At 49.9% G+C, this 20,742-nt stretch carries 18 protein-coding genes; 4 read left to right on the top strand and 14 right to left on the bottom strand.

All coding sequences use genetic code 11. The features are described 5' to 3' along the window. Positions 1–62: 62 nt before the first annotated feature. From OXN25_14835 to OXN25_14870, 8 genes are all read right to left on the bottom strand, one after another. Complete coding sequence (locus OXN25_14835; protein MDE0426131.1) at positions 63–1,841, bottom strand: VWA domain-containing protein; 1,779 nt, start codon at positions 1,839–1,841, stop codon at positions 63–65. 114 nt (positions 1,842–1,955) lie between these two features. Further along, a complete protein-coding gene (locus OXN25_14840; protein ID MDE0426132.1) occupies positions 1,956–2,570 on the bottom strand; it encodes a zf-HC2 domain-containing protein in 615 nt (204 codons plus the stop codon). 126 nt (positions 2,571–2,696) lie between these two features. After that, entirely contained in the window at positions 2,697–3,278 is a 582-nt protein-coding gene (locus OXN25_14845; protein MDE0426133.1) for a sigma-70 family RNA polymerase sigma factor, read from the bottom strand. An 85-nt stretch (positions 3,279–3,363) separates the two neighbouring features. Then, complete coding sequence (locus tag OXN25_14850; GenBank protein ID MDE0426134.1) at positions 3,364–3,921, bottom strand: tetratricopeptide repeat protein; 558 nt, start codon at positions 3,919–3,921, stop codon at positions 3,364–3,366. A gap of 43 nt (positions 3,922–3,964) precedes the next feature. After that, on the bottom strand, positions 3,965–4,864 hold the full coding sequence (locus OXN25_14855) for an SUMF1/EgtB/PvdO family nonheme iron enzyme (GenBank protein ID MDE0426135.1): 900 nt from the start codon (positions 4,862–4,864) through the stop codon (positions 3,965–3,967). A 39-nt stretch (positions 4,865–4,903) separates the two neighbouring features. Further along, positions 4,904–5,596 carry an HAD family hydrolase gene (locus OXN25_14860; GenBank protein MDE0426136.1) on the bottom strand — a complete coding sequence of 231 codons (693 nt, stop codon included), beginning with the start codon at positions 5,594–5,596 and terminating at the stop codon, positions 4,904–4,906. Between the two features lie 18 nt (positions 5,597–5,614). After that, the gene (locus OXN25_14865) at positions 5,615–6,001 is read right to left on the bottom strand and encodes a nuclear transport factor 2 family protein (GenBank protein ID MDE0426137.1); all 387 of its coding nucleotides are present in this window, start codon (positions 5,999–6,001) and stop codon (positions 5,615–5,617) included. Beyond that, positions 5,985–6,575: an iron-containing redox enzyme family protein gene (locus OXN25_14870; GenBank protein MDE0426138.1), complete on the bottom strand. Its 591-nt coding sequence runs from the start codon at positions 6,573–6,575 to the stop codon at positions 5,985–5,987. The genes OXN25_14865 and OXN25_14870 overlap by 17 nt, the downstream gene beginning before the upstream one ends. Positions 6,576–6,995: 420 nt before the next feature. On the opposite strand from OXN25_14870, the gene OXN25_14875 reads away from it, so the two are divergent. The 4 genes from OXN25_14875 to OXN25_14890 are packed head-to-tail and all read left to right on the top strand — an operon-like array spanning position 6,996 to position 9,620. Next, the gene (locus OXN25_14875; GenBank protein ID MDE0426139.1) at positions 6,996–7,337 is read left to right on the top strand and encodes a hypothetical protein; all 342 of its coding nucleotides are present in this window, start codon (positions 6,996–6,998) and stop codon (positions 7,335–7,337) included. Between the two features lie 19 nt (positions 7,338–7,356). Continuing rightward, complete coding sequence (locus OXN25_14880) at positions 7,357–7,683, top strand: DUF202 domain-containing protein (protein MDE0426140.1); 327 nt, start codon at positions 7,357–7,359, stop codon at positions 7,681–7,683. After that, on the top strand, positions 7,680–8,705 hold the full coding sequence (locus OXN25_14885) for a zinc-binding alcohol dehydrogenase (GenBank protein MDE0426141.1): 1,026 nt from the start codon (positions 7,680–7,682) through the stop codon (positions 8,703–8,705). Before OXN25_14880 ends, OXN25_14885 begins: the two co-directional genes overlap by 4 nt. Before the next feature lie 24 nt (positions 8,706–8,729). Next, entirely contained in the window at positions 8,730–9,620 is an 891-nt protein-coding gene (locus OXN25_14890) for a WD40 repeat domain-containing protein (GenBank protein ID MDE0426142.1), read from the top strand. 24 nt (positions 9,621–9,644) lie between these two features. Here the strand turns inward: OXN25_14890 and OXN25_14895 are convergent, their stop codons facing one another. The 6 genes from OXN25_14895 to OXN25_14920 form a co-directional block, all read right to left on the bottom strand. Further along, a complete protein-coding gene (locus OXN25_14895; GenBank protein ID MDE0426143.1) occupies positions 9,645–10,532 on the bottom strand; it encodes a transglutaminase family protein in 888 nt (295 codons plus the stop codon). A gap of 43 nt (positions 10,533–10,575) precedes the next feature. Continuing rightward, the gene (locus OXN25_14900) at positions 10,576–13,296 is read right to left on the bottom strand and encodes a circularly permuted type 2 ATP-grasp protein (GenBank protein ID MDE0426144.1); all 2,721 of its coding nucleotides are present in this window, start codon (positions 13,294–13,296) and stop codon (positions 10,576–10,578) included. Between the two features lie 71 nt (positions 13,297–13,367). Continuing rightward, on the bottom strand, positions 13,368–16,739 hold the full coding sequence (locus OXN25_14905) for a transglutaminase family protein (protein MDE0426145.1): 3,372 nt from the start codon (positions 16,737–16,739) through the stop codon (positions 13,368–13,370). 30 nt (positions 16,740–16,769) lie between these two features. Next, positions 16,770–17,753, bottom strand: coding sequence for an alpha-E domain-containing protein (locus tag OXN25_14910; GenBank protein ID MDE0426146.1), 984 nt, complete (start codon positions 17,751–17,753; stop codon positions 16,770–16,772). A 9-nt stretch (positions 17,754–17,762) separates the two neighbouring features. Beyond that, on the bottom strand, positions 17,763–19,205 hold the full coding sequence (locus OXN25_14915; protein ID MDE0426147.1) for a circularly permuted type 2 ATP-grasp protein: 1,443 nt from the start codon (positions 19,203–19,205) through the stop codon (positions 17,763–17,765). Positions 19,206–19,410: 205 nt separating this feature from the next. Beyond that, the gene (locus tag OXN25_14920; GenBank protein ID MDE0426148.1) at positions 19,411–20,574 is read right to left on the bottom strand and encodes a hypothetical protein; all 1,164 of its coding nucleotides are present in this window, start codon (positions 20,572–20,574) and stop codon (positions 19,411–19,413) included. Between the last annotated feature and the right edge of the window lie 168 nt (positions 20,575–20,742).

A 20,742-nucleotide genomic window follows, 5' to 3' on the forward strand; every position in this document is an offset into this window, starting at 1 on the left:
TCTTAACAATTTTAGGTCGTTGCGGACAACGGACGCAACGCCCATATTTAATAATTAAAAAATTACCAATACAGATTGTTTGTTGTGTGTCCTTCTGGGATGGGCACCCATACACCGCCAGTTTTGTGCGCGACCTGCTGCTGAAAATCGTCGTAAGTGCCAACAACACTGACAAGGACACGTTTTTGCTGTAACATTTGAATAATTGCGAGCGGTGAGTATTCACCATCTGCTGGCTCATCTGTAATCAAGATAAAATACGGCTGCGCATTTGAACGGAGTTTAAGCCGCCGCAGTCCCTCAGCGACGGCATCTAACAACATTTCGTTTTCTTGGCACGGCAATTCGACGATTTTCCGAATCTCTTCCAGTGTTTGTGGTGGGTTGAACACGTTCACAATGTTCACCGATGCCCGCGATCGGAAACGCACCACACCTATTTGGTAATCTATAAAGGCGTTATCCCAATCACGAACGATGATGTCGAGTTGTCGCAGAAAATGTGGCAGTTTTTCGTCCATGCTCTTGCTACTGTCAACAAACAACACAATATCAACCGGTGTGCTGCTACCATGCTGGAGTAGATCGCTGCCGATTTTTGTAACATTTGCCCATTGGGCATGGCGGAGGGATGCCGCTTTGCTTCGCGGTGTCTTTTGAACATTGATTCGTTGCGCTATTTGCGGCTGCTGTGCTTCAGGAATGACATGCCACTTACCACCTGTTTTCGCAGCGAGGATTTGGTGTTCATCAATAGGAAGTCCAAGCACGTTCACATAGATGCCGGACTCTCGGCAATACGCGATTGCGTCTTCGACCGCCAATCCGTCTCGACTTGTCAAAGCTTCATCGGTAACAAGAATAAAATGCCTTTTAGATGTCGGGCGGAATCGGAGTTCCTTGACGGTTTGTACAATAGCGTCCAGTGCGTGTTCGTCTTGATGTACGTCAATCGCTTGAAGGGTGCGCTTGTATTCAGTGAAACTCTTTGTGAGTTGAAAAACGCTGATTCTGTTTCGGTTTTTATTTGCCCAGAATTCCGTTACCCCCAGGGCGTAGTCTATTTTGGAGGCTTTGTATACGTCTACCATCTCCTTAAGGTGTTCTACGACAGATTTGATATTATCGCGCATACTCCCACTGGCATCGATAACGAAGACGACATCAATGGGGCCACCGTCGCTTGTTTCGACAATCTCTCGCCCCAGTTTTTCCATAAGTCTTGAAAACGGGACGTGTGGGAGTGCTTTCCGTTTTTCACGTATTTCTGCTAACTGTGCTGGAGAGAAACTCACCTCTTCTTCGATTATTTTAATCGGCACAACTTCTGTGGTGCGTTGGGCGCGCGGAGGACCCGGACGTTTCACACCGAAAGTCTTGTTTCCTGCTGGACTTGCGGCTTCCGTTTTGGACAAATTTCCCTTGATGTCCCGAAGGTTCCGAGTTTCCGTGCTGACCTCGTTCCAGTTCTGTTCTGCGATACTGAGAGCGGTTGATGGCTCCTCTTTTTCTACTTCAGCATCCAAGTTGCGTCCTAAGGCGGGACGCGGCGTTTCAGGGGTTATCGGGACAGGGGCTGCTAAAGATGGCACGGATTCGCCAGTACTGACTTGTGGCGAGATAGGTGCTAATTCACGTGTAGGCGCGCTAAAACGGGGTGAGACCTTTTTCAGCAGTGGTTTTGGTTGGACAGTGTGTTCTGCTGAAATCAGTTCCACCGCAAGATTTACTTTCTCCGACGCTATCGGTTGGTTCTGGACGGCGATGTAGAACGTCGTGATCAGGAAAAAAAAGTGGAATATTAGCGAAATGAATAATGCTTTCCGAGTTACAGATTTCATTTTTAGTAGTTGTTAGCGATCAGCAGCCAGATAGAGGACGTTGTAACTGGTAATACTCACAACGATCTGTTGACCACTGAGAGGTGACGCAAACCACTGTCCCGTAGCTGACGGCTATTCTGCTGAAAGGTTGGTCGTTAGTAAACGTTTAGGCGGATCGCGACGAATTACCTCAAAGGATATTAACTTCTCGTTGTGCAGCGCATCCGACTTCTTCCACGCATGTGCCGATTGTCCAAATCTGTCACTGCGCGGTGGGTAGAGCGTCACACCGACCATCGTAAAGACACAGAAGGTTAGGGCAAATATGTAAATCGGGCTGCGCGTCTGAATATTCTGGCGCAGTTTGTAAGCCAATATTGAGAGATGTCGGAACCATTTTGTGGGAGAGGTTTCTAACCCTGGCACCAAACTTTGCACGACGCGAGACCAACGGGACGTTTGTTGTTGATGTTGTGTTATCTCTGATACACGCGTCATAACACCCGCTAAAAAGTCAGTAGAGACTTCTACTTCTCCGCTTTGACGTAGAAATTTATCGGTTTTTCGCAACCGCTGCACGTAATCGGCACAGGTCCCGCATTTTTTGAGATGCTGCTGGATGAGGTAGCGTTTCCATGCTGGCAATTCTTTGTCAATATAAGCAGACAACTCATCTCGACTCGCAATTTGTGTTTTGCATGCTAAGTTGTCCAAATGTGGAAATTCGGTATTTTTATATTTTCGCATTTTTTAATTATTCCTTGCGGTTCGTTGAGGTGTGCCAGGGTTTTGATGTTCCTTTCCGTAGACCTGAAGAAATACCCAAGCAAAAACCCCGCCATTTCATTTCGGGCTACACGCTTTTGCTGATGACTATTCCCCTATTCCCGCTTTAATGAGTAATTTTTTCATCTTTTGCCGAGCACGGTGGATGAGTGCTTTCACGGCACCCACTGAGCAGCCGAGGATTTCTGAAACCTCTTCGTAGCGTAAATCTTGATAAGTCACGAGTGTCAGTGCCACGCGTTGGTTTTCTGGTAGCTGTGCAAATGCTTTACGTATAATTTGTTGCTGTTCCTTTTTCTCTAATAGAACATCGGGCATATAACGAGTATCGCGCATTATATCTGTATGATAGACATCTTCGCCTTCCTCAACAAGGTCTTCAAGGTAGTACGTATTGCGTCGTGAACGGTTTCGCACCTCGTTTCGACACAAATTAGTGGCGATGGTGTAGAGCCAACTTTTAAACGATGCCCTCGGTTCATAACGACTTGCGCTTTTAAAGACCCTTAGGAACGTTTCTTGCGAGAGGTCTTCGGCGCGGTGGTAGTCATTAAGGGAGCGATGGATGTAGTTAATCAACGGATTTTGATAGCGTCTGACCAACAACTCGAACGCGCTCATATCCCCTTTACAACATTTCATCATCAAATCTTCGTCTGAAACAAACATTTTTCTATTGTTCCTTGCGGTGCGTTTAGGCGTGATTTACGGTAAGGCATCTTTCCGTAGACCCAGCCCGGCGCGATACTTGGGCTTACGCGCGCTGGTCAAGAGATGAATGAAGGTTCAACTTAAGGCGCATCGCAGTTTTGTAGGCAGTGACTGCCTCGCGTCGCTTTCCTTGGAATGTATAGACTGCCCCAAGTTCGGAGTGTAATTCCGGGTGATTTGGGATGAAACGGATAGCGCGTGTGTAAACGTCAACCGCTTCATCGTAGCGTTTAAGCAAACGATAGGTTGCTGCGAGATTTAGATGTGCTGTTGCTTCGCTCGGTTCGCATGCCACCGCCATCTTGTAAGCGTCTATCGCGTTTTCGTACGCCTCAATCATAAAATAAGCCAGGCCGAGATGGAAATGTGCCTCCGCCGATTCACGATTATGTTGAATTACCTGCTGGAATTCTTCAATCGCTTTTCCGAAATCTCGTGCTTTTAAAGCATCCGCGCCCTGTTTCAGATGTTTCGCGACGGTTTGGTGCGTGTGAATATCAACACGTCCCCGCTGGATGAGTTCCTTTTGCAAGCCGCTGGAAGATACCTCAGCGTCATCAGATGTTAGCGCGCGTCCTGCATCAGTTTTTCTGTCTTTCATGCTGCTTTCCCTATAAGCAGAAGGCTGGATTCACTGTCTAATCTTACTGCGCGATGCGGAATCCAATCACGAACTCTGCGTATCCGTTGCTGAAGAAATCGTAACTCGTGCAAGTGCTATAGTCGTGATTGTAATACCATGCACCCCCACATGCTACACGAAAATTCTCATCATCATCGTAAGCCGTGTCTGTCCACTCCCAGACGTTGCCGACCATATCGTAGCATCCAAAAGGACTCACACCGTCTCTGAATGCAACGACCGGGGTTGTCGTTCCCGCGCCAAGTTCAGCCGTATTGCATCGCGGTTTGTCAATTTCATAGCCCCACGGAAAGAGCCTATCATCGGGACCGCGTGCAGCGTATTGCCATTCCTGAAACGTCGGCAATCTACCACCGGCATAACCGGCGTACGCTTCTGCTTCTTCACACGTAACCCACACAACAGGATGATCGCCTCTGTTTTCTGGATACCTACCGTCCGTCCAGTCCTGCGGAGGTGTATGTCCAGTATCCTGAACGAACCGTTCATATTGCGCGTTGGTTACAGGATAGACCCCTATCCTAAATTCATCAACTTCTAACGGTGCGCGTTCCTCACCGATACAGGCGATGCCGGCAGGGATATAAACAGTTGCATCTAACGCTTGTAGTGCCGCCTCTCGGACCTTCTCATCTTCATGTCCAAGTGCGTAACCGAGTGGCGAGATAACTTCCCCAACCGGTGGTGTTGTCAATTCCGGCATCGCCTCCCAACTGAGATCGGTGCTGAGTAGGATCCGAGCTGCGTCAGATAGCGATGCGTCGAAGTGCCATGTCCAGTAATCTTGGCATAGTTTTTGGAAGGCATCCGGCGCGTTGCTTTCTAAGAGGGCAATGCGAGATTCTTTTGGCTTTGTGATATTCAGGATATTTTTCGTTGAAACGCCGTTGGTGCTTTCCATGTTCATTATGATAGCATAAAGAGATCGTTTTTTGCAAGCCTAATCCAACCCTAAAATTTTGGGGATTTCAGCCAACGAAGCCACCTCGTAATCGGGTTGCGTTTCTGTATCATTCGGGACCCCTTCACGATTGAGCCAGACAGAAGGCGCGCCAACGTTCTTTGCACCCGCAACATCGTTTTCGAGAGAGTCTCCTACATGTAGCATTTGCGTCAATTCACAGCCTGCGCGTTCTGCGGTAATCTCGAAGATTTTTGGATGAGGCTTCTCGACCTGCACATCTTGGGAAAAAACAACGAAAGCAAAACGTCCGTCGAGTCCACAGCGTTCTGGATAGGTGTTCCCGTTCGAGAGCAATCCGAGTTTGAAATGCGGTGCCAGAATGTCGAAAGTCGGGACGACATCAGGATATAACTCTATGTCTTCAAACCGATGTTTCCGATATATCGCATTCAGATGGGCAGCGAGTTCTTTATCTGGGCAACCGACGTGTTCGAGCGTCCGCTCAAATGCGCCTCGCCGAATTTCTTCTAAGCTCCAGACTTTACCCTTCACCTCTTCGGCAAATTGTTCACGAATCGCAATCATTTCGTCGATTGTCAGGTTTAGGACGCGCGGCGTCGGTCGCTGTTTCTGCAGCGCCGCGAGTGTATGTTTGAGGGAATGACGCATGACTTTATGGAAGTCCCACAAGGTCATGTCGCCGTCAAAAGAGATTGCCGAAATTTGCAAGATGTCCTCCATTAGAGATTAGGATACCGGAACGCCGATAGAGGCGTGAATCTGGGCGAACTTCCATGATGCGTCAGTCTTTTCCAAGACCCCCGTCATCCGCATCACGAATTCCTCCGGTGTACCTTGCCATCTGAGTCGCCAGACTTGGCGCGTGTAGAACCACGCGGCAGCGTCGCGTTCCTGCACATCGAGGTTAATAAACGTGATGCTGAAATCCTCAGTGCTTGCAACGTGATTTTGGTAATACGCGGCGATTTCTGCACTGCCCTCAATAACTTCATCAGCATCGGTGCCAATCTTGACGTAATGGGAAGCAGGCAGCATCATTGCAATGAGGGTTTCAGCATCTCTGGCAACGAGTGCGTCAAAATACGCTTGGACGGTATCATGCACATTCGGCATCGTGGATTCCTGTGAGTGCGTTCCATAAAGCGACACTCATCTGTTCACACGCTTGGATAACGGTGGCGTGTGACTCCGATGGCAATTCAGCGATTCGCTCAAGCAGCATCTCCGCTTCATGGTCGTTGTGCGCATGCGTTTCAAAATACGTTTCTACTGTTTTCGGGAGTTGGTAGAACGCTTTCAGCCCTACTAATTTCGATTGCGCTGTTGCCGGTTGCTGTGCCTCAAAGGCATAGAGGGCACCGAGTGCCGTAGTGCGTTCGGAGAAGAGTTCGTTTGCGGTTTCGACAAGGGTTTTCACCTCCGGAATCTCTGCGTCAGAAATGGTCGTGTCGAGTCCGATCGCGAAGTCAGCCCACAAGTCGATGTGTTCGATCTCTTCTGCTGCAGTTTCGGCATCCCCGACGGCTTCCCATCCATCCGGCACGGTGGATATGAAAGCACCGTACTCACTGGCATAGGAACGCAGTGCGCTGAGTGGCAATTCGCCAGTGCTCCACGCTTGATAAAATGGGTGATTAAGCAGATTATGGTCTGTGATTTTACTGTCTAATGCGTGTTTGAAATCCATCAAATTGGTTACTCCGTTTCTTTTTTTCTGGGTAAAATTCAACAGCACGGCGTTGTCTTTAGGGACTGGTGAACCTGAAACCGAAAGGAGCCGTCTGTGAGATGTTTTTAGTATAACATAGGGTGGGTATCGGTGTCAAGAAACGGTTATCAATTTCTTATTTGTAGGAGGGGTTTGGAACCCCGACTGCTGACAACCAGATAAAAATCATTTTGAATTAAACGAGAAATTTGATATAATAATCTTATACCATTTCTAAAAGTTTATCTCGCATTAACCGAACCCACTCACGTCACACCCGGTAGGTGCGGTTTCTAACCGCACCGAGCAGTGCTGAAAAATAGCCAACCTTTTAAGAGGAATTATCAATTAGAATTGGTATTAGTTAGTCGGAGGCACTGTTTGCTGAAGAGGATTACTATGACTGAAGAACAAAGATCCATCTTCGATCTTGCAGAATCACTGACCGATATAGCACGATCAGACGCGTTGCAAAGTGTCTCAGGATGGCGATGGACAGTATTCGGTGTGATTCTCGGTATTGTGCCTGCTATTAATGTCATCCTATTGGGTGTATTCACCGTTATTGTAAGTGTCTTGACCCCCAACATAGATTTGTCATCGTCGAAACGATTGGCGTTTTATTTCCAAAATCCGGCGTGCTATACAGCAGAATACCGAAAAACAGCAAAAAGGTTGCGGTGCATGCGGACGCTCTATGGATGGCTTGCTGGTGTTATTATTTTAAATTTCTTCTTTTGACGGGGAAAGAGAGACACGAATGGTAGATGAATCGAGACCTTATACAGGTTTAGAAGACCAGCTTATCTTACGAGATCATCTCGCTGCGGATCGGACTATCCTCGCAAATGAGCGGACTTTCCTCGCGTATATCCGTACGGCGTTGACGCTGTTCGTGGCAGGTTTATCCTTCGTGCATCTCAAGATATTCGATTCACACATTGTTGAGGTGATTGGTGTTATTTTCATTTTATTGGGCATTGTTACTTTTTTTTTGGGACTCGTCAGATACAAGCGGATGCAGGGACTGATTCGTAAAATTAAACAAGAAGAACTGAAAGCATTAGAGGAAAAGAATTCACCATGAGAATAAGAGAAGTTGTTGTAACCGGTCAGAACCAAGTCGAACTACAAACTGCCGATATAGACGCACCAAAGCTCGCTGCCAACGAGCTCCTGATAGACACGGAATATACGTTTATCAGTAGCGGAACGGAACTTGCGAACTACACCGGCAGAGAACCGAAGGTTTTTCAAAAAGGTGAATGGTGTGAATATCCGTGGCGTTCCGGCTATGCGAATGTCGGCATCGTCCGTGAAGTGGGTGCCGGTGTTACCCGTGCTGCACCGGGGGATCGGGTTTTTACTTACGGACGGCACGCTTCGACAATTTCCTATTCACAGGACCGGTTGGTCGCGCCTGTCAAGCAAGCCATGGATCCGGCTGTCGTTGCGGCATCGCGGATGGCGGGTGTTGCTATGACTGCGATTGTTGTCGGTGAAATTGGTGCGAATCCATGGGTTGTTGTTTTTGGATTAGGACTCGTTGGGAATTTGGCATCGCAGATGTTTCGGATTCACGGGTGCCGTGTTATTGGTGTAGACCCGGTAGCGGAGAGACGCAAACTTGCCGAGCGGTGTGGGCTTGAATGGACTGTCGGCGGTAGTGCTGACGAAGCACAAGCGGAGATTCAGGAGATTACGGACGGTGATCTCGGCAATATTACCGTTGATGCTGTCGGGCATAGTGCCGTCGTTATGCAGGCACTTAAGGCAACGGCTAATCACGGGCAAATCATCATCCTCGGTTCACCGCGTGTTAGGGTCGATGGCAATCTAACGGAACTGCTCTCCGACACGCATTTGCGGTGGATTACTATTCGTGGGGCATTAGAATGGTGCGTTCCGATGTATCCTGACATCGGCAACAGGACTTCTCAATGGAGTAAGCAGCAAACCATTTTTGACTGGATGGCACGTGGGCAGCTGCACGTTGCGCCACTAATCTCTCACCGACTCAAACCGGAGCAAATTAAGCAGGCTTACGACGGCCTCCTCAATGAACCGAATATATATACAGGGGTTGTTTTAGATTGGACCTCGGACTAAATTGGTAATCAGGAGAGAAATATTATGGGAAAAACAGCACTGTTCCAGAACTGCATCCAATCTGAATTGCCGCCAGGACTCAAGTCAAGGCTGGATAAGAGGCAAGTGACAGATATGGCGTTCTCACCCGATGGCACGCGACTCGCTGCCGGGGGCGATGGACGTATCTGGATATACGACGTGGCAAGTGGCGCGCAATTCGCGATGCTTTCAGGCTATACAGAAAACATCCGCGCATTGGCGTTTGCGCCGAATAACACGCTACTTGCCAGTGGAAGCGAAGACAATACACTCCGACTCTGGGATACTGCCACGGCGCGTGAAGTATTGACACTTGCTGGGGATTCCAATTTAGTGCAGGCATTGGCGGCTTCGTCACCTGATGGTGTACCGCTACCGAGTTGGGACCCACGGACAGAGAGGCTCCTTGCTACCTCTAATGAAAATCCTGGGCGTGTGAGAAGTTTAGCCTTTTCACCCGACGGCACAACCCTCGCAAGCGGTAGTGCCGATGGGCGGATACGATTGTGGGAAGTGGAGACGGGCGCAATCTTGACATCTTTCTCAGTGCATGATGGACTCGTCTTGGCTTTGGCGTTTTCCGCCAATGGTGAAATTCTCGCAAGTGGCGGTTCGGATACACTCGTTCGGTTGTGGGATTTAGACAGCCATCGTTTGCTCGCTAATTTGAGAGCGCATACTGATTCAATCAGTGCATTAGCGTTTTCTAATGACGGTGAAATTCTCGCAAGTGGCGGGCGGGATCGCTACCTACAATTATGGGATGCGCATACCAAAGAGCTTCTGTCAACATTTCCGGTCCAGGAAGGTGTTATTCGGGAGTTAACATTTTCACCGGATGGTGAGAAACTTATGTGTGCGACCCGTGAAGGTTTCCTGCTTATAAGGGAGTGACATATACACACGGTAGGCGAGGTTTCATGAGGATTCGGCTATCCGTTCACAATCTACTGCCACAGTTAATTCATGCGTGCCGCTGCCAAAGACAACCCCCTTGAGCGGTGTTACGTCCGCATAGTCTCTCCCCCAAGCTACAGTAATATGTCGATCTGTCGGTATTTGGTTATTTGTTGGATCGAAATCTATCCAACCGAATTGCGGAAGATAAACAGAAAACCAGGCATGAGAAGCATCAGCACCCGCTAACGGTTTTTGGTCGGCTGGCGGGTCTGTCTCAATGTAGCCGCTAACATAACGCGCAGCGAGTCCTAAAGCGCGAAGGCAGCCAATACCGAGGTGCGCAAAGTCTTGGCAGACCCCGCGGCGGTGCTTTAGGACATCTACGAGCGGGGTAGCAATTGTCGTGAAGCCGGGATCATAGGTGAAATCAGTATAGAGGCGAGCGGTTAAATCTTCGACGGCTTCGAGGAGCGGTCGTCCATTGGTGAACGATTTTTCAGCGTAATCGTGAAGCTCAGGCATCACTGGAACCATTGAGGACTTGAGGATATACTGACGCATCTCCAGAATTTCTGGATCTAAATCCGTGTGTAACTGCCGATGCGCCTCTTCCCAAGATAGGTGTTCCGCGAAATCTCGTTGTCGTTCTCTGCCTTTGACATCTACATGACTGGTAACTGTTATGGTGAGTTGGTTGTGGGGCTGCTGGATTGTGAAGTAGTAGACGGTGTTTCCGAAAAAGTCTTTGCGTTCTCGACACTCCTTCGGTTCAGGTTCAACGGTGAATTGGCTGTCGCTGCACTCCTGATAGGCGAAGTTGCGCGGGGTCAGGCGTGCTTCGTTGTAACAGAGGTTCACCGGATGGGTATAACTGTATTCAGTTTTATGCGTAATTTGATAGTTCATGTGAATAGCGAACCGCGAATAGCGAACCGCGAATAGCGAACCGCTAATTGCTATCTGTTGTAGTTAGCTGCTGCGGTCTCTGGACATGACTGAAGTAGGTTTGCGTCAGTACGTCAGAAATGTCAACCAATATTTGTGCGAGCCGAACGAGGAGTTTTTCTAACCCTCTCCGTTGTGTTGTGTGTTCTGAGTGTTCAGCGAGGTCCATCGTATTAGAAAGCTGCAGCTGCGTGAGAGCCTCAAGAATAAGTTGTTCTTCCTCACTAAGCCGGTAACCGAGTTTTTCTCTTGGTAGCGCACGGATTTGTTCTTCAAGTCGTTTGAGTTGATAGAGAAGCGAGCGCGGATTTTCATCATCAAGAAGCAATAACTCAAGAACTGTCGGAAAGTGAAGTGCCGAACGGTATCGACTCCGATAAGTAATCAGACTTTCGGTGGCAGCGAGGACAGATTCAAGCAGCAGATCTTCAATCCACTCATCTTTCACAGCAACAAGACTCGAACGACACAGCACGATGAGAAGGAGTGCCCGTTCAATACGCCGTCCGATATCCAAACTAATCCAACCGATTGTCTGCGTCATGCTTTCAGCGTTCAACCCACTCAGGGCTGAGAGAAAGATCATGAGTTGATCGAGCGAAGCCAATTCCGCTTCTTGTAACACAAGGTCTGTTAGTATCTGTGCGCTTGTGTCTCGGTCTTCGGGAATGCTCTTTTCGAGCGTTGTGCATAGATTCTCAATGCCGTTCATCACGCGCCATGTATCCGTCGACCAGCGGTCACGAACTGCGTACGCCGCACTTACGAGTGCCTGAAGCGTTGACACCAAACTCCCGCTATTTTCTGTATTGAGCATGATCGAAAGGATCTCGTTTCCTAACGACTGTTCACTGTTGTTGGCGAAATTTGGGTGAGAGGAGGTTAAGCCGGTTAAGGAACGGAGCATGCTGCGGAGGTAAGTGAGTTCCGAGACTTCTCTGGCATCTTCGCCCAAGGTTTCAGTAAGGCGTTGGGAGGGTGACACCCGTCCTAAGCGCGAAGTTTCTAAACCCATCTTGCCCATTTTCGCTTTATCGAGCATAATCCGAAGTAGCCGCGCTTGCCCCTCAGCGCGTTCTGCATAGCGTCCGACCCAGAATAGGTTTTCAGCGGCGCGACTCGATAGTCCGACAGACGCGCTCGCGGTTTGTATGCGTCCGGTTCGCTGTTGCCATAAACTGATGTGGGGTTCTGGTTCAGGCGCGAGGACCCAAGTATCTTTACTAACGCCACCATCTCGAATCGAAATTGTCAGTTCCGCTTTTTCACCTGCACATCGCGTGAGTCCGCCCGGCATCACGGCGTATCCCTCTTTTTCCCGAAATAAAAAGTTACGCAGAATCGCGCGGCGCGGTTCGAGTTTACCGTCAATCAGGGAAGGTGTCGTAGAGAGATGGACATGCTCCTGCCCGACATAGAGATGCGGTTCAGCGTTAATTCGATCACGGAGTGCGTCGAGTTCAACACTACTGAGTTTCATTCCAAACAAGGAGCGTCCGCCACGTTGACGATGGATCGGTTTGATGACCAATTTTCTAAGGTTCGTTAACACATACGCTTGTTGTTTGGGGTGTCCGCACCACCACGTAGCAACAGAGGGGAGTCGTAGGTCTTCACCTATTAGCCGTTTTGAGATATTTGGTAGAAACGGCATCAAACCCGGATTTTCCAAAACGCCGCTGCCCGGAGGATTTATCACAATTACATTTCCCCGTCGAATGACTTCCAGCAATCCAGCAACACCGAGTCGTGAATCTTGTCGGAGTTCCAACGGGTCACAGAAGGTATCATCCACCCTGCGCAGAATAATATCAACGGGCCGTAAGCCGTCAATTGATTTCAACCAGACCCGTCCGTCCCACACCGTCAAATCATCACCTTGCACCAAAGTGTAGCCGAGGTAACTCGCGAGGTAGGCGTGCTCAAAATAAGTTTCATTAAGTGGACCAGGCGTTAGCACGACAACGTGTGGGTTGTCTATCTGGCGCGAGGCAATACGTGTGGCGTTTTCCAGTTGCCCGCGTTGATATTGTAAGGGCATGTCCAGTATACTGTTCTGTAGTGAACGAAAAAAGAAGGAGAGTCGATGAACACCGACTTCGCCGAAAAGATGTGGTAGTGCGCGGGCAAGCGCGGTTCGGTTTTCCAGTGCGTAGCCTGCCCCCGATGGTGCTTGTGTGCGATCACTGAGTACCCACATTTTACCATCCGGTCCTCTCGCTAAATCGGCGGCGTAATTCAAGAGAAACGGAAGTCCAGGGGCAGTAAGCCCGACACATGCCCGTAGGAAACCCGCATGGGCATAGACCACTTCTGGTGGTATCAATCCCTCCTTAATTAAAGTGCGTTCCCCGTAGAGATCCATCAAAATTAGGTTTAGGAGTTCCGCACGTTGTCTGAGTCCAACAGAGATGGTCTCCCAGTCAGCATTCGAGATAATGAGCGGAATGGGATCCAACGCCCACGGGCGATGTCCGTGTTGTTCGCCGTGTACCACATAAGTGACCCCATTCTCACGAAGCAGACGTTGGACCTCTTCGTGCCGAGATTCCATCTCCGTGAGTCCGAGGGTGTCGAGTGCCTGCATGAAGGTGTGCCAGTGTGGATTGATGGATTTATCTCGGTTTAGCATCTCATCAATCTGTTCACCGTGAGGAGCATCGGCGCGTTTCGTGCTATAACTGCCCTTAATCACCTTCCAATTTGTTGTGTCTGTTCGTTGCATCTTGTTTTCTGCTTAGTTTAGATAGGTGTTGACGACTTTCCCACGGCTAAAAACCAATCGCTAACCACCATTCAACCTGAAGAAGTCCTACGAAGATCCAATGTATACGGATATTCAGCGTTTGTCTCTTCTGGCGGCACAGCCATCGGACCCGGAGACGTGCCTTCCGTCAGAAAGTATCCAGTGGTTGTTCCCGACGGTTGCGGTTGAATAACGCCCGGTGTGTGTCCATCTGCGCCAAAACGACTTGTCCGGCGCCCCTCTGCTTCGTAAGCGTTAACTGGGAAAGTATCGTAATGTCTTCCACCCGGATGTGAGACGTGATAGGTACAACCGCCGATTGCCCTACCGTTCCATGTGTCGATGATGTCAAATACGAGTGGAGAATGTATACCGATCGTCGGGTGCAATGCTGATGGCGGTTGCCACGCTCGGTAACGGACCCCGCCAACGTATTCTCCGTGCGTTCCCGTATTGTGGAGAATTAAACGCCGTCCGTTGCATGTAACAATATATCGCGAGTCCGTCAGTCCACGGACCTTCACCTGCACCCGTTCAACAGAAGAATCGACGAAACGAGAGGTCCCTGCCCGTGTCACTTCCTCACCTAACACGTGCCACGGTTCAATTGCCATCCGTAATTCCAGTTCAATATCTCGGACGTTTACAACGCCCAATTTTGGGAATCGGAATTCAAAGAACGGGTCAAGCCACGCCATCTCAAATGGATACCCCGCTTCTTGAAGTTCGCTCACCACTTCTTGTATATCGGCGCGAACGTAATGGTGGAGCATAAATCGGTCGTGTAATTCTGTGCCCCAGCGCACGAGTCTACCTTTATAGGGGGTCTTCCAAAATTTGGCGATGAGTGTCCGAATCAGAAGCATCTGAACAATGCTCATCCGTGCGTGTGGTGGCATTTCAAAAGCGCGCATCTCCAATAGTCCGAGTCGCCCGCTCGCTGTATCCGGCGAGTAGAGTTTATCAATGCAGAACTCGGCACGATGCGTGTTCCCTGTAAGGTCCACCATCAAATGTCGCAGCAACCGGTCGATTAGCCAAGGTGGTGTCTTTTCTGCTTCGCCGTTGGATGCTTCTCCCTTCCCAGTAACAGGTGGGGCCCCCGGTATCTGCTCGAAAGCGACTTCGAGTTCATAAAGTTGCTCATCGCGCCCCTCGTCTACACGCGGTGCCTGACTCGTCGGACCGATGAAAGCACTGGAGAAGAGATACGATAAACCCGGGTGATGCTGCCAATATGTGACGAGACTCCGTAACAGATCGGGTCGTCGTAAGAGTGGGCTATCAGCAGGTGTCCGACCGCCGACGATAATGTGGTTACCGCCACCGGTGCCGGTGTGTCTGCCGTCTAACATGAATTTCTCAGCACTCAGTCCTGCCAATCGTGCTTGCGCGTAAAGCGTTGTAGTGTTGTGGACGAGTTCGTTCCAATTTTCTGCAGGGTGGATGTTTACCTCAATCACACCGGGATCGGGTGTCACACTCAACGACTGAATTCGCCAATCGTGCGGGACCTCATAGCCTTCGATAATCACCGGCATATTTAGGGCTTCAGCGGTTGCTTCCGTCGCTTCAAGGAGTCTCAAGTAGTGTTCTAAATGCGTTAGCGGCGGCATAAATATGTGCAATCGCCCGTCACGCGGTTCAACGCAGAGTGCCGTTTGAAAAATCGTCTCTTCTTCCTCGTCTTTCGGCATTGGTATGCTTTGTGAGTTTGTTTGCACCGATGCGTCTAAATGCTTCTCGCGTGGTTCAAAAGGATCGCGCTCATAGACCTCTTCTCGCTCTTCAGGCGGCACCCACTCCATCGATTCCAAAGGTAGACGGAGTCCTATCGGTGAATCGCCGGGAATTAAGAACATGCGTCCATTCTTGAAGTTCCACGCACAGCTTTCCCACTTCTCCTCTGCAAGATTCCATCGTATCGGTAACGCGTAGCCAATCGGTTCACCGAGGGTTTCTGTTTGTAGCAGCTCGGCGAGTCGATGACGTTCGGATGCTTCTTTAAAGTCAAAGTCGAGTGGATCAATATTGGTAGGAAGTCTGTTCTCTGTCCAGAGAAAAAAGAGGGCATCTTCATAAGCCGGTATCATTGAGTCTGGTGTAATTTTCAATAGTTCCGTAAGGTGGCGCGTCCATCGTTCAGCCTCTTGGACACCGAACCCATAATCCTTGTGAGGTTCAGTGAGCAGTTTGTCGTTCTTCCAGACAGGCACCCCGTCTTTCCGCCAAAAGCAGCCGAACTTCCAACGCGGTAACGGTTCACCCGGATACCACTTCCCCTGTCCGTGATAGAGGGCACCCCCGGGTCCGAAACTATCCCGCAAGCGTCGCAAGAGTCCTGCGCCTAACGCTCTTTTTTTTCGGCTGTCCGCTTCCGTGTCCCATTCTGGACTCTCTGTATCGTCAATGGATACGAAGGTAGGTTCGCCTCCCATTGTCAACCGAATGTCGTGCTGGATTATATCTGCGTCCACTTGTTGACCGAGGGCATTAATATCTGCCCACTGTGTTTCCGTATAGGGTTTTGTCACGCGCGGGTCTTCGTGGATACGTTGGACGGTGTTGGTATAAGTAAATTCTGTTTCGCACGGGTCTGTATAGCCGGTAACGGGGGCAGCGCTCACTGGATCGGCTACGCACGCTAACGGAATATGACCCTCACCGGCAAGTAAACCCGATGTTGGATCCAGCCCTATCCACCCTGCGCCGGGGGCGTAGACTTCACACCACGCATGTAGGTCGGTAAAGTCTTGCGGCGGACCGGTGGGTCCATCAACAGGTTTCTGATCAGCGACGAGTTGGACGAGGTAACCTGAAACGAAACGAGCCGCTAAACCGAGATGCCGTAAAATCTGAACGAGGAGCCACCCTGTATCTCGACAGGAGCCAATCTGTTTTTCTAACGTCTCCTCACAAGACTGCACGCCGGGTTCCATGCGGATTGTGTATTTTATCTTTTGCGAGAGCGACCTGTTGATGTCAACGAGAAAGTCAATGAGTTTCTCCTGCGTCCGAGGAATATCTGCCAGTAGTGCTGTAAGGAGGGGGCCATTTTCTTTGATTTCAAGAAAAGGCGTTAGTTCTTCTTTAAGTTGTGCTTCATAGTCAAACGGGTAGTGCTCAGCATTCGATTCGAGGAAAAAATCGAACGGGTTGATAACGGTCATATCCGCCACAAGGTCTACTTCAATAGACAGGGCACGCGTGGGTTCGAGGAAAACGACGCGCGCTTGGTAATTCCCGAACGGGTCTTGCTGCCAGTTGATGAAGTGATTCTCCGGTTCAATCTTGAGCGAGTAGGCTTCAATCGGTGTACGGCAGTGGACTGCAGGTCTCAATCGAAAAACATGTGGAGACAAATTAACAAGCCTGTCGTAACGATAGAGTGATTTGTGGTTGATAGCGACACGGATTGCCATATCTGTCGTGCTCCTTCCTGCAAACTTCCCCTACAATAGCGGCTGTTCCTCAGTAGCAGATTGTCCGTTGACAGGTCGCAAGGCGAAGAAGGTCTTGTGGATATCTTCACCGACTAAGTTGAGCTTGGTTTGGAATGCGTCCAGAAACTCGTGCAAACCGCTGGATAGCACCTGTTTGACTTGGGCGTACGCAAATTCTGCTCGGAGCTGCCCCAACCGCTGCTCTGCTGAATTGGAGAACGTTTCCAACGGGGTTCCAGAGATGGCGTGCAATGATTCTTCTGCCTTGGAGAGACAATAGAGCACTGAGCGCGGAAATTCACGGTCTAACAAGAGAAAAGCAACAACATCGTCTGGGGAGATGAGTCCGTAAGTACGGCGGTACATCTCGAAACCGCTGGCGGAGTGGAGCAAAGCCCCCCACTGAATATCGTCGAATGGGGTGTTCACATCCCAGATAGATGGCAGTAGGATAAAATATTTAACGTCAACGATTCTTGATGTTTTATCAGCACGCTCAATAAGCCGTCCCAATTGACTGAAATGCCATCCTTCGCTATGCGACATGATATTATCTGTTAGTCCCATAAAGAGATGCGATGCGAGTTTGATTTCTCTGAAGAACTCATGCGGTTCTGCCATTGCCCATTTTTCCGAAGTGTTGGTGACTAACAGATAGGCATCGTTTAACTGTTCCCACATCTCCGATGAGATATTTTCCCGTATTGACCGAGCGTTTTCACGCCCAGCCCGCAGGCAAGAGACGATTGAATTCGGATTTTCAGTGTCAAATGCCAGAAATCTAATCACCGCTTCGCGGGAGGCATCGCCGTAGCGTTCAGCAAACACCTCGTCGTCGCCTGTCGTGGCAACGAGCGGTTCCCACTGTGCTTGTATACCGACTGGCATGTCGAGAATAAGGTGCAAGTTGACGTCAACAAATCGGGCAACGTTTTCGGCGCGTTCGATATAGCGGCTCATCCAATAAATTGATTCTGCGACGCGACTGAGCATAGCTCCCTCCTATTCTGGACCTGACAAGACCCACGTATCCTTACTACCGCCCCCTTGGGACGAGTTGACGACCAACGAGCCTTTCTTGAGAGCGACCCGCGTTAATCCGCCCGGTAGCACATAGATGTCTTCGCCGTAAAGGATAAATGGGCGCAGGTCAACGTGTCGTCCTTCGAGGTGGTCCTCAATAAGCACCGGGACGCGTGAAAGCGAGAGCGTCGGTTGCGCGATGTAGTTGCGCGGATTGTTTTTAATGCGGTCAGCAAACTCTTCTTGCTCTGCCCGAGTCGAGTGTGGACCAATCAGCATCCCATACCCGCCAGACTGGTTGGCTTCCTTCACAACGAGTTCGTCGAGATGCTCCAAAACGTATTTCCGATCTGAATCCTCCCAGCACATATAGGTCGGGACATTTGGGACGATAATATCTTCGCCGAGATAGTACTTGATAATCTCTGGTACGAACGAGCAGACAACTTTGTCGTCAGCGACACAGGTGCCGGGCGCATTGACGAGCGCGATGCGTCCGGCTTTGTAGACATCCATTAAACCCGGAACACCGAGCATTGATTCAGATTTGAAGGCTTTCGGGTCGAGAAAATCGTCGTTGATTCGCCGGTAGAGGACATCGACGCGTTCAAATCCTTTTGTGGTTCGAGCGTGAACGAACCCGTCCATCACGACGAGATCGCGTCCCTCGACTAATTCGACCCCCATCTGTTGTGCGAGAAAGGAGTGCTCGAAGTACGCAGAATTATAGATACCTGGTGTAAGAAGGGCAACTGTAGGGGACGGCACTCTATCGGTTACGAGGTAGCGAAGCATATTTAGCAGGTGACTCGGATAATCCTCCACAGGTTGAATCTGCGACATCCCGAAGATCTGTGGAAACGTCCGTTTCATTAACTGCCGATTTTCCACCACATAAGAAACCCCGGATGGACAACCGAGGTTATCTTCCAAGACGTAGAATTGCCCATCGCTATCGCGCACTAAGTCTGTGCCAGTGATATGACACCAGATACCGCGTGGCGGGTCTAAACCGATGCACGGCTTCAGGTATCGTTCTGATGAAAGCACGACATCTGAGGGAACAACCCCGTCTTTGAGGATTTTCTGGTCGTGATAAACGTCGTCGATGAATAGGTTGAGTGCGTGGATACGCTGTTTGAGCCCGCGTTCTATCCATTCCCATTCAGTGGCATCGATAATCCGTGGGATAAGATCAAAGGGAAAGATTTTTTCGATCCCTTGTTCATCAGCGTAGACATTGAAGGTTATGCCCATCCGAAGCAAGGCGTATTCAGCGGCAATTTGACGACGATTGAGTTCGCCATCAGGAAAACTTTCAATCCGCTCCATCAACATCTGAGCGGCAGGACGCGCACTCCCGTCTGGCGCGAACATCTCGTCATAGAATTCTTCAGTGTCGTATCCATCAAATCCTGTCATTGCAGGAGCCTCCTCTACCTTGATGCTACCTCAAGCATATTATTTATCTGTGATTATCCTATCACACTTTGGCGTATTTGTCCAAATTTTAGTTATTGTCAGATTCTCTCAAAAATAGGTAGGCGAGGTTTCGTTTGGGAAACCCCCAAGCAAAAACACCTCGCCTGTCACAATGTATCAATAATCCTGAATTCACTGCCTGGATTTAGACAGCCGTTTGAAAGGCTTCCCATGCGTCGCCCGCTGCTGCGGCTTGACGTTCCAACTCCGTACACCACCCGGCGACTTTCCCGGATTTAATCTGTCGGATATCAAAGCCAGCATATCTATCCTCAAGCGTGTCTCCGAGTTTCTGGGTTTCTGCCCACCGGTCCCACGCTGTCTGCATCCAGGCGTGTGGCAGTGCCTCCCGGACGGCGGGATCGAGTTGCCACGCGCTTCGTGCATCCGCAACCGATGGCTCACCAGCAGGTTCACCTGACCATTTCGACCAACCGATTGAGAGTGTGTTACGCTCACGTTCAGGCACAGTGTGTCCTGTGTGAATGTTGTTGCCATTGCGGATGAGTGCCTCTCCTGGCTTGAGCCGAATAGCGACCTGATCCGGCAACGGATCCTTCCCATTCCAACTCGGTGTATATGGAACGCCTTGATCCTTCATCGCCTGTGGGAGTAGGACATCATGCTCAAACGGTGTGCGCCATCGGTGATGGCTCCCCGGAATCAGTTCGTGGCATTCGTCGTCCGTGAGTGCCAGAAACATGCTCACGCCGTTCCGTTCCTTAATTCGCTTTTCGTTGCTTTCTTGAATCTCTTTCCAGCGAATCCGTTCTACTTCTTCGGAATAGTCTTCAGGTGTGTTTCCTCGGATTTCCCGTTGTGAGAAATAACCTGCGCCGTCCCCCCACCATGTCACGTCTCTATGCCAACTGGGTCCGTTTTCGTTCCGTCGAGGGTTTGCCCACAGCAACATACCACTAAATGCCATGTCCTCAGGTTGAAGCCCGTGACACCAAGATGCAACAAAGTCGAGGAAATCCGAAGAGCCGTGGAACTCGGCGAAACTCGACTCACCGAAAGCGGGATGGATAAGTCCTCGGATTGCCCACGGTTCATCTTCCGCGGCGCGGTGGACATAACCCTTTGAGCAGTCGATGGTGTCGTAGACGTTTTCCGGGGCAGTTGCATCGGTAACACGCCGACCCGCCTCTCGAAGGATAGGAATCCAAGGGTTATCGACAAAGTCGTTGATAATAACAAAACCGTGCTCCTTCAGGTATGCCAACCTTTCAGGTGTGGCACCCGGAGCCGAAAGTTCAGGTTGGAAATCTGCAAACGCTGTGGCGCGATAAGTCTTTTTTGTGCTCATTATAGCTCCTCCATGTTAGACAGGGACTTTGAACCAGCAACGACGCTATTTTAGCACATTTCGCGTATTTCTCAAAACTTTAGTGCTGGCTATCAGTGGTTAGCAATTGGCTGTCAGCAATCGGCGGACAATGAACGGTTTGGGTTCGGTTTGACTTTATTTAGCTGC

The organism is Candidatus Poribacteria bacterium (assembly GCA_028820845.1).
Lineage (GTDB): Bacteria > Poribacteria > WGA-4E > WGA-4E > WGA-3G > WGA-3G.